The following is a 9,839-nucleotide window of genomic DNA, read 5'->3' on the forward strand; positions in this document are numbered from 1 at the left end:
CGATGCATGGAAAATTGCGGCCTGTTTCGCATGAATATCTACGAGCCACTGGCCTTTCCGGTCAGAGAAACTTAACGAGACAACACCATTATGGGTTCTGAAGAATTTTTTGGCCGCATACCTTGAGCATTTGCATGAGCTGGTCGGCGCCAAATTCAGTTAATCCCAATCCACCAACTTCGCGATATCGCGACACGGGACAAAGCGAATGCCTGTCGACTCGCCAGCGCAGTCGTCGCGAGCCTCTATCGTGGCCATCGGATATTTACCGCAACTGTCGAAATAGCAACCCAGATGCCGAGCCGCAGGACCATCGCGGCCATCGTACGGCTCTCGTAGGCCCCGCCGTCCCAGATGTGCCAAAGGAAGCAAACAAAGACCACGGCCGTAGCCGCTGCAATAGCGATGGACAGGGCAGGTGCCCAGGCCGCGCCGCGCCAGAGCCCGAGCCCTGCCAGCAGATAGGCGAAGCCGGCCACGAAGTTGAACCAGAGCACGAATGGAACCACCGCGCCCATGTCCACGCCGCCGAAGAGTGCGCGGCCGCCGGAAACGACGGTAGCCAGGCCAAACACCACTGCCACGCCGGCGGCGATGGAAACAGACAGGTGTCTTGCGGTCATAGCAATCCTCCAGTGTTAGGTGTCGGGCAGTCGGTTGCGGCACGGCCTCTTATGGGTCACTGTAGCGATCGAGCTTCCTGCCTCGGGGGTGATCTGCTTGAACCGGGAGAATGTTGGAGGGTCATCCCAAAACAGCCAGACCGTTTGCAGGTTGTTCCTCCAAGGCTCTAAGCCAGTCCGAGCATGCGCCGAGGCACATCCGTCCTGAACCAGAAATGTTGGGCAAAAGCTGCCACGACATGGAGTGCGATGAGGGGGATCAACACGTATCGCGCAATGGAGTGGACGGTGCCCACCGTCTCCAAACCAAGAAGCCAGGCAGCCATCCCTGAAAGCGCCATGGCGATCAGAAGTATATAGAACAACCAATGCGTGCCCGTGGCCAGGGCCTTCAGGGCCGGATGTTCGCATTCCGGCAGACCCGGAACGCCGCGTTGACGACGCAGCACCAGCCGCCACAGAACCAGGACCAGGATCAGCACGCCGGCAATGGCGTGGGGATTGATCGTCGGCTCGTTCGGCAGTGTGCCCTTCATCCGCCCGTCCCATACCTGAACGATGCCTTCATGCATGAGTATCTGGAAGAAAACGAGAGCCGCAATGGTCCAGTGCAGGACGATCTGGGCTTTGGAATAGGATATCGGTTGCATCTTGGTTACACCTTTTCAAGGTCGCTTGGGTTCTCAAAATCGGTCAGTGTCGTGCGCCGTTCCACCTGTCGACGGGACCGAACCGGCGGCGATGGAAATGCTCAGGGGTCTCATTTTTCTGGCAATCCTCCCGTGTCAGGCATCCGCCAGCCGGCCGTCACGCAGGTGGATCAGGCGGTCGAAACGGTCAAAAATCTTCTCGTCATGGGTGACGGTGACGATGCAGGCTTCCTGCTCGACGGCAAGCTTGCGCAACAGGTCCATCACCAGCCCGGCCCGCTTGCTGTCGAGCGCGGCGGTCGGTTCGTCGGCCAGGATGATGCGGGGACGGTTGGCCAGCGCCCGTGCAATGGCTACTCGCTGCGCCTCGCCACCCGATAGGAGCGCTGGCTTGGCTGCGGCGCGGTGGTCGACTTCGAGATAGCCAAGCAGATCGCCGGCACGCGTCCGACCCTTTTCAACCGGCCAGCCGGCGAGGTCGAGGACCACGGCAACGTTCTCCTCCGCGGTCAGGAAGGGCAGAAGGTTGTGCGTCTGGAAGATGAAGCCGATCTTGTCCAGCCTGAGCCTCCGCAGGTCGCGCCGCAGCCATTGCCCGTCAAACACCGTCTCGCCGTCCAACGTCACCCGGCCCGCCGATGGCGTCAGGATGCAGCCGATGACGTTGAGCAGTGTAGTCTTGCCCGAACCCGAGGGGCCGAGAAGCGCAATGACCTCGCCGGTGCGGACCTGAAGGTCGACGTCGCGCAGCGCATCGACACGGGTTTCGCCCTCGCCGAAATGCTTGGCCACACCTTTCACGTCGATGAGGATTTCACCGCCCGCCATGTCAGCTCCCCAGAGCCGTAGCGGGATCGACCTTCATCGCCGCCCGTACGCCAAGGCCTGAGGCGGCGATGCAAACGGCGAAGATGATCCCGGCCAGCACCATCACGTTGAACGGCTCCAGTACCACCCGGCGCGGGAAATAGTCCTTCACCGTCAGGATCAGCATAAGCCCGATCCCCCAGCCCGAAGCCCCGAGGATCAGCGCCTGCTGCACGATCAGCCCGATTATGGTGCGGTCAGGCGCGCCGATCAGTTTCAGCGTGGCGATCTGCTTCAGCTTCTCCATCGTCATCGTGTAGATGATGAGCGCGATCACTACCGCTGAAACGCTGAGCAGGATGCCGAGAAACAGACCGATCTGTCGCCGCGCCAGATCCACCACTGACGAGACCAGAATGTCTTCCTGCTCTGCTTGCGTCAGGGCTGCCAGATGTTTCCACTGCCGCACGGTCGCGGTCAGCAATTCGACATCCGCGCCCGGCGCTACCCTTGCAATCACGGCCGCGACCGAAGCGGACTTGACCGAAACGGCGCCTCGCGCCGCCTGAACGCGCTGGGCTGCGGGGTCAAGCTCGGTCTGCAATGCCATCGCGTCGGGCAGCGTGATATAGACCGCTGGATCGCCGCCCGCGTTCATTGCCCCTTCGACCAGCCCGACCACGGTGAAACGGTTGCGCCCGAGACGGATCGTCTCACCGGTCAGAAGACCGGTCTTGCGGTCTGCCACCAGTTCGAAATGGCTTGTGCCGATGCTGCGCCCTTCGGCGATGCGCTGCGGCCCGCCGGGATGTCCCGGCTCATAGCCGATGACGTAGAGCCGGAGCGACGCGCCGGCATGGGAAGCTTCGATGTTCTGAAAGTTGATCGCACCGACCTCGGCCACGCCGGGCATGCGCGCCACCGCATCGCGCGTGGTCAGCGGGATGTTCGAAGCTTCGGCGAACGGGCCCTTGGTGCCGCTCTCGACCACCCAGACATCCGCCGCCGGAGCCTTCACGACCGCCAGCGCATCGGCGACAAGGCCGTTATAGATGCCGATCATCGACAGCACGACCGTCATCAAGAGCCCCAACCCGAAACAGGTGAGGACGAAGCGGAACAGTCCGTGGCGTATATCCTTGAGAGCAAGGTTCATGGCGTGGTCCTGGTCCGCGCCCGCCGCCCCTCGGTTGCGCCTTGCGGTATCTGGGCGACGATGGCGGCATCGTCCGGCAGGCTGCCCGTGACTTCGACCCGGCCCCGATCGTCGCGCGCGCCGAAGGTCAGTTCGACCTGCTCCAGCCGTCCGTCCCGCACCAGCCAGACCCGGCCGCGATGCCCCTCGAAACCGGTGATCGCGACCTCCGGCACCATCAGTGCACTGTTGCGGTTGCCGGTGGTGATGCGCACTTCGGCCTGTTCGCCGAGATACATCGGCTGGGGGCAGTCCGTGCAGGTCAGCCAGATCCGGCGTTCCTCGTTCACCCGATCGCTTTCCAGCCCGATGCGGGCGATAATACCCTGGAACTCAGCCTGCGGTTGTGAGCGCAGCCGGATCGTGCCGGGCTGGCCAAGCGCAAGCTGGCCGGCGCGCTCCTCATCGACATAGGCTTGTATCCAGACCGTTTCGGGAGCGATCAGGGTGAAGATCGGATCGCCGGCCCGTACCACCGTTCCCGCTTCGGCATGGCGCGTGACGATCACCGCGTCATAGGGTGCGCTCAGCCGATGGCGGGCGAGGAGAACCTTTTCCTGTTCCAGTGCGGCGGCCGCGTCCGCGCGCTGAGCACGGATCACCGCCACATCCGCCTCGGCGACCGCAAGATCGGCACGGGCCACATCCTCGTCACGCTGCGCTTCCTCGGCGCGCTGGATCGAGGTCACATCGCGCTGCGCCAATCCCTGCTGACGCTGATTTGCCGCCTGGCGCTGCGCCAGTACGCTGCGGGCCCGCGCCACCGTGGCCTCGGCGCGGGCGAGCGCGGCGACATTGGCCTCGACCGCAGCGCGGGCGCGGGCGGTGCGCGCCTCCTGCTCGGCTGGATCAATGGTCGCCAGTTCCTGCCCTCTGACTACCCGGTTCCCGACGTCAGCGGCCAGCCCGGTCAGGGTAGCGCCAACCTCGAACCCGACCCGGCTGAGGATCCTCGCCTCAACCGAGCCAAGGCCGTAGATGCGCAGGGCCACATCCTGCTCTGGTTGCACCACGCTGACTGTGAGCGGCCGCTCGGTGAGGAACAGCACACCCGCGCCCAGCACCAGAACCGCCGCCGCCGCACCGAACATCCACCGCCGCCGCATGGCCTAATCCTCCTTCATGGTCAAAAGCCGAAGTTGTATTTCAAGGACCCGCTTGCCTTCCCCGACCAGGGAGAAGTTGCGCGCGCCGAGCGACCAGCGGATCGCCATGCCCTGCACCAGCGACGTCAGCAAAACGGCGGCATCCTCTGGAGCGACTTCGCGGCGCAAGAGGCCAGCGTCTTGACCACGAGCCAGTTCGGTCACGATCAGCCCCTGAAACTTCATCAGCAGGCCTCGAAAGGCAGCGCGCAAATCCTCATTGCCAACATTCAGCTCGCGCGAGAACAGCAGCATGGGTAGCGCCGGGGTTGCCGCGATCTGCCCAAGCTGCGCGACCACCAGCGCCGTGACCCGGTCGATGGGGCCATCAGTCCCAGTCATGGCCCGTTGCCAGGCTATTGCCAGTTCCCCGGTCACATGATCCGCCATGGCAAGCCACATCGCGGCCTTGGTCGGGAAATGCCGGAACAAGGCGGCCTGACTGACGCCCACAGCCGCTGCGGCAGCACCTGTCGTCACCCGATCCGGCCCGATCTGGTCGGCCAGGTCGAGGACGGCCGCGACGATTTCGGCCTTGCGTAATTCCGTAGATTTTCGCATAAAGCACCTAGTAAGTGAGCAATCACATACTTAAATGAAGCAATGATCGTGGTCAAGCTTTTCTGACGGGCAAAGCGAACGCGCGGTGTTGCCAGCAAGATGGCGGCATGCTGCCGGCAATGGGATCAGGCTTGGAAGGGGTGATCTTTCATGGATGTACAGAACCAGAACTGGGACGATCTGCGCTGACGGGCGCCGGAGAGGCCATGCAATAGACCGCCATCCGGATCGACGAGGAAATTATCGCCCTGTCGCGTCAGGTGACCGGATAGGACCAGCGCCTGAGCGGGCTTATCCGCATCACAGCTATCGATATGCTGGCGATCGGGTTATTGCCGCCGCATTTGGCCGCCTTTCATGCAGCGCAGCCAGGGATCGAATTGGAAGTGATCGTTTCGGACACTCCCTTGGACCTGACCCGACGCGAGGCCGATGTCGCACTGCGCATCGGCAACGCGCCGCAGGAAATATTGGTCGGTCGGCGCGTCGGCCGGCTGGCCTTCGGAGCCTACGCCTCGGCAGACCGTACCACCCGGGGGATCGATGACGATCTTGCAAGCAACGACTGGATCGGCTTCGGCCAGTCACATGGAGCGGTCGGTCATCAGTTGGCCGATTGGCTGCCCGGAGTGCAACCGATCTACCGCACCAATTCGATTGCGGCCGCCATTGCCGCGGCGAGGGCCGGAATCGGCCTTGCGCCGCTGCCCTGCGCTGTAGCCGACGGCGCGCCCGACCTTGTCCGGGTCGCCATGTTTCCGGAAGATTTCCAGCTCGATCTGTGGCTGCTGCCCCATGAGGATTTGCGCAACACCGCCCGTATCCGTGCCTTCATGGATTTCATGGCTGGTGCGCTCGCCACCGACGCCGACCTTCTGGAGGGTCGTCGCCCGCAGACGAGCGATCTCCGGACGGGCATGGTATGATTCATCCTTATCTCTTCTGTATGGTGCGGTCCTGGAGGTAAGCTCGATGCTGTGATGGAAAAGGAATAACGGAACCTGATCGACCGGGAATGTAACGCCAGCCCGTATGGCGCGCCGCTGCCCGGGCTCTCCAGCCACTACCGCCGTCGCGGCACAGCCAGGAACACAACGTGCAAATCGACCTTTCTTCCGACCGCTTTATGACAGCATTGACCGGCATCACGCTTGCCGGGATGGCGCTTGCGACTGTCGATGCCTTTTTGAGCCCCAGCCTTTGGGGGCCGGTCGGTCTCGTGCTGGTCTATCTGGCCGGTGGTGTGCCGACCGGAGTCCGGGCCCTGACGTCGCTTTGGCGTGAGCGGATTCTCGACATCGATCTTCTAATGATCGTGGCCGCCCTTGCCGCCGCCGCGGTGGGTGCTACGCTCGAAGGAGCGGTGCTGTTGACGCTGTTCAGCTTGTCGACCACGTTGGAGCAGCGGGCGATGAGCCGGGCGCGTCATGCGGTCGAGGCGCTGATGGCGTTGCGTCCCGACACCGCGCTCAGGCGCAATTCGGATGGAACGGTTACCGAGGTACCGGTGGGCGATCTCGCAGCTGGCGACCTGGTGGTGCTGCGCCCCGGTGCGCGCGTGCCGGCCGATGGCGAGGTGGCGGAAGGCGAAGGCTCGCTCGATGAGGCGACGATCACCGGCGAATCGATGCCGGTCGGCAAAGGCCCCGGCGCAAAGGTGTTCGAGGCCACGGTAAACCTCAACGCCGTGCTGCTCGTCCGCGTTACCCGTCCGGTCGCGGAAAGCACCGTGGCGCGGATGATCGAACTGGTGACCGAGGCCCAGGCGTCGCGCGCTCCATCCGAACGGTTCAGCGCCTGGTTCGGCCAGCGCTACACCATCGCGGTTCTCGCTGGCGCGGTGCTGGCTCTCGCTATATTTCTCGCGCTTGGCTGGACGATGCAGGATGCGCTTTATCGTGCAGCAACGCTGCTGGTCGCGGCCAGTCCCTGCGCGGTGGTGATATCGGTTCCGGCCGCGATCCTCTCGGCGCTGGCGGCGGCCGCGCGGGGCGGTGTTCTGTTCAAGGGCGGCGCGGCGCTGGAGACGCTGGCCGAGGTCGATATCTTTGCCTTCGACAAAACCGGTACGCTGACCACCGGCAAGGCCGAGGTGACGCAAATTGTGACGCAGGAACCCGAAGAGCGGTTCCTGTCATTGATCGCCGGTCTTGAGGCGCATTCCGAGCATCCAATTGCCGAAGCTATCCGCCTCTACATCGAGGAGAGAGGTATCGCCGCCGTCGAGGTCTGCGATGTCGAAACCGTGCCCAGTGAGGGGATCACCGGGGAAGATGCCGTAGGTGCGCTCTGGGCCGGGAATCCGCGTATGGCGGCGCGCATGGGCGCATCGCTCGACAATCCAGAATATGCGCAACTGACGGACGGTAGCCAGACCGTGGTGTGGCTGGGGCGGGGAGATCGGGTCTATGGTGCACTCACCGTCGCCGACCGTCCGCGCGAGACCTCGGCCGCGGGGTTGGCTGGGCTCAGGGCGGCTGGGGTAGATACTATCGCCATGATGACCGGCGACCGGCGCCCTGTCGGCTTGCGGATCGCCGCGGAACTCGGGCTGGAGGCAAAACATGTCCATGCCGATCTGCTGCCTGAAGACAAGGTCCGACTGGTGGGCGAACTGGCAAAGAATGGAAAGGTGGCCTTTGTCGGCGACGGGGTGAACGACGCCGCCGCGCTGGCGCGGGCCGATGTCGGCATCGCCATGGGCGCAGCGGGCAGCGACGTCGCCTTGCAGGCAGCCGATGTCGCACTGTTGTCGGAGGACATGGCCCGCCTTGCCGCCGCGCATCGGTTGGCGCGCCGCACCCGCCGGATCATCCGTCAGAATCTGATTTTCGCCATCGGCATGATGCTGCTTCTGGTCGCCTCGAGCCTGTTTTTCGCCCTGCCGTTGCCCCTCGCGGTCGTCGGACACGAAGGCGGCACGGTGCTGGTGGTGCTGAACGGCCTCAGGTTGCTTGCAGATCCAATCCGGGCGCGCAGTGAGGTCTCACTGCGTCGCGCACCGGACGTCGATCCTGTAGAGCCTTCATATCAGTCAGGAGTTTGATCGGATGGCGGCAATCCCGTCCGAAACGCGCATAGATGAGGAAAATGATTACTCTTCAGCAGGTGTCGATTGCGGTTAAGAACCTGTGGTTCGAATGACGGCCGAAGGTGGCGATGACCATACCGAGCAACAACCTGCTCCTGTCACCGATCATCGCGGCCGCCGCCATGTCGTTGTCGTCGGTCAGTGTCATCGCCAATGCGCTGCGATTGCGAGGGCTGAAACTTTGACTGAAATGCCTACGACTGACACCAGGGTGTCAGTCGTAGGCGAGGGCTTCAGTCGCGCCAGTAATTGTTGTCGGCCGCGACCGTCTGGAAATGGATGGCGATCACCTGTGAGGAAGCGATCAGTTGCGCGGTGTCCTGATCGTAGACCGCGCGCAACTTGTCGCGAATCTCGGCGGAAGGCTGGGTTACCTTGACGCCGACCCGCGCCATTTTAGTGGCAAGGTCGAACCCCTCCTGCGGGGTCGCTGTCTTGAGTGAGGGAAGCCAAGTGTCAGCCATGATGTTTTCCTTTCAGAGAATATGAATACGCAACAACCGTAATCTATCCGAGCAGCCGACGAAAGCATCAACCCGCGATACGCTTCGCCTCCAGGCGTCACGCCTGAAACGCCCTTTCGTGCGGGAAATCACCTTTCGCGATGTAAGCTTCTTCCGCCTGCGTCGATTCTCGGCCGAGGGCCTGATTGCGGTGCGGGTGACGACCGAAAGCGGCGATGACCTTGCGAACATCACGGGCCTGTTTCACCAGTGACTGGTATATCGGCTGAAGGGAAGCAGGCGTGTCCGCTGCGATCTCTTCGCGAAGCTTGATGAGAGATCGATGCGCCCGAGTTGATCCGGGCCTTCGCAATGGCCAAGGGGCTGACTGTAGACGATCCTGAACCAGGGCATGCCCAGCGATGCGTAGTGGCCGTTGGAGAACCCCTCCATCGCCAGCGACAGCGCGGCAGAGTCTTGCGCGAATGCGCGTGGCGTGCCGCGCCAAAGCGAGCGCGAGAACTGGTCGAGCACGATGATGAGCGCCAGCCTGCCTTCGGGGGCGCTGGCTCAGTCGTTGAGATCACCTGAAGCTGCGCTGCTCGTGAGGTCGGCGAAGCGCGCGACGATTTTGTCGTCCGCACCGCCGTGCAGCCGCCACGATCAGTGATCGCGATGAGTTCCAGCCGCTATCCCTGACGAGCGGCCTTCGGGAAACCAGAAGTCGAGAACGTCGTTCCACGGGGCGGTCCTGGTATTCATATCGATTTTTTCCGGCAGCTGCGAGCGATGAGACAGGGTTGGGTCAGCTCACCGGAGCGGGGTTTGCCAGGAAGGCTTCAGTCTCGTGCGGCCTCAGTTGCGGGAAGGGCAGTGGCGGCTTTTGAAGCCCTCCCGCCGGGTGCGGAGGCCTTCGGCACGCGCAGCAGACGCATGCCGTTGGCGATGACGATCAGCACCGAAAGCTGGTGGACCAGCATGCCGCCGGCCATGTGGACATTGCCAGAGAACACGCCCGCCAGCAGCCCCGCCACCGTCACCAGCGCGATGACGAGGTTCTGCCGCATATTGCCCAGCGTCGCGCGCGAGATCGCCATCGCTTCGGGGATATTGCCGAGATCGTCCTTCAGGAGTGCGATGTCGGCGGTCTCGATGGCGACGTCGCTGCCGGCCGCGCCCATGGCAATCGAGGTGTCGGCGGCGGCAAGCGCCGGCGCGTCGTTGATACCGTCGCCGACCATGGCGACATGCGCGCCATCTGCCTTCATCTTCCGGATTAACTCCAGTTTGGGTGTTGTCACGTTAACTGGGCTACAGTTGCCTA

At 63.3% G+C, this 9,839-nt stretch carries 13 protein-coding genes; 2 read left to right on the forward strand and 11 right to left on the reverse strand.

The features are described 5' to 3' along the window. Window positions 1–245: 245 nt before the first annotated feature. The 6 genes from P8H26_RS17745 to P8H26_RS17770 all read right to left on the reverse strand — a co-directional run bounded on the left by P8H26_RS17745 (window position 246) and on the right by P8H26_RS17770 (window position 4,981). Complete coding sequence (locus P8H26_RS17745) at window positions 246–623, reverse strand: hypothetical protein (RefSeq protein WP_213599401.1); 378 nt, start codon at window positions 621–623, stop codon at window positions 246–248. Between the two features lie 167 nt (window positions 624–790). Further along, window positions 791–1,273, reverse strand: a complete 483-nt coding sequence (locus tag P8H26_RS17750; protein ID WP_289634428.1) for a cytochrome b — start codon at window positions 1,271–1,273, stop codon at window positions 791–793. Window positions 1,274–1,408: 135 nt separating this feature from the next. Further along, entirely contained in the window at window positions 1,409–2,101 is a 693-nt protein-coding gene (locus P8H26_RS17755; protein ID WP_289634429.1) for an ABC transporter ATP-binding protein, read from the reverse strand. A 1-nt stretch (window position 2,102) separates the two neighbouring features. Further along, complete coding sequence (locus P8H26_RS17760; protein ID WP_213599395.1) at window positions 2,103–3,236, reverse strand: ABC transporter permease; 1,134 nt, start codon at window positions 3,234–3,236, stop codon at window positions 2,103–2,105. Then, complete coding sequence (locus P8H26_RS17765) at window positions 3,233–4,366, reverse strand: efflux RND transporter periplasmic adaptor subunit (protein ID WP_213599393.1); 1,134 nt, start codon at window positions 4,364–4,366, stop codon at window positions 3,233–3,235. The genes P8H26_RS17760 and P8H26_RS17765 overlap by 4 nt, the downstream gene beginning before the upstream one ends. A gap of 18 nt (window positions 4,367–4,384) precedes the next feature. Further along, window positions 4,385–4,981 carry a TetR/AcrR family transcriptional regulator gene (locus P8H26_RS17770; RefSeq protein ID WP_289634430.1) on the reverse strand — a complete coding sequence of 199 codons (597 nt, stop codon included), beginning with the start codon at window positions 4,979–4,981 and terminating at the stop codon, window positions 4,385–4,387. A 281-nt stretch (window positions 4,982–5,262) separates the two neighbouring features. Between P8H26_RS17770 and P8H26_RS17775 the strand changes: the two genes are divergently transcribed. Both P8H26_RS17775 and P8H26_RS17780 read left to right on the forward strand, forming a co-directional pair. Continuing rightward, window positions 5,263–5,907, forward strand: coding sequence for a LysR substrate-binding domain-containing protein (locus P8H26_RS17775; RefSeq protein ID WP_272491726.1), 645 nt, complete (start codon window positions 5,263–5,265; stop codon window positions 5,905–5,907). A 170-nt stretch (window positions 5,908–6,077) separates the two neighbouring features. Further along, entirely contained in the window at window positions 6,078–8,027 is a 1,950-nt protein-coding gene (locus tag P8H26_RS17780) for a heavy metal translocating P-type ATPase (protein WP_213599389.1), read from the forward strand. Window positions 8,028–8,082: 55 nt separating this feature from the next. Here the strand turns inward: P8H26_RS17780 and P8H26_RS17785 are convergent, their stop codons facing one another. The 5 genes from P8H26_RS17785 to P8H26_RS17800 form a co-directional block, all read right to left on the reverse strand. Continuing rightward, entirely contained in the window at window positions 8,083–8,220 is a 138-nt protein-coding gene (locus tag P8H26_RS17785; protein ID WP_213599387.1) for a hypothetical protein, read from the reverse strand. Between the two features lie 85 nt (window positions 8,221–8,305). Beyond that, entirely contained in the window at window positions 8,306–8,536 is a 231-nt protein-coding gene (locus P8H26_RS17790; protein WP_213599385.1) for a hexameric tyrosine-coordinated heme protein, read from the reverse strand. Window positions 8,537–8,633: 97 nt separating this feature from the next. After that, on the reverse strand, window positions 8,634–8,888 hold the full coding sequence (locus P8H26_RS18195) for a DUF924 family protein (protein ID WP_213599383.1): 255 nt from the start codon (window positions 8,886–8,888) through the stop codon (window positions 8,634–8,636). Beyond that, window positions 8,780–9,049 carry a DUF924 family protein gene (locus tag P8H26_RS17795; RefSeq protein ID WP_272491712.1) on the reverse strand — a complete coding sequence of 90 codons (270 nt, stop codon included), beginning with the start codon at window positions 9,047–9,049 and terminating at the stop codon, window positions 8,780–8,782. The genes P8H26_RS18195 and P8H26_RS17795 overlap by 109 nt, the downstream gene beginning before the upstream one ends. Before the next feature lie 305 nt (window positions 9,050–9,354). Further along, window positions 9,355–9,839 (reverse strand): HAD-IC family P-type ATPase (locus P8H26_RS17800; protein WP_289634431.1); only part of this gene is annotated, 485 nt, incomplete at its 5' end.

It is taken from the genome of Pseudochrobactrum sp. sp1633 (assembly GCF_030376605.1).
Lineage (GTDB): Bacteria > Pseudomonadota > Alphaproteobacteria > Rhizobiales > Rhizobiaceae > Pseudochrobactrum.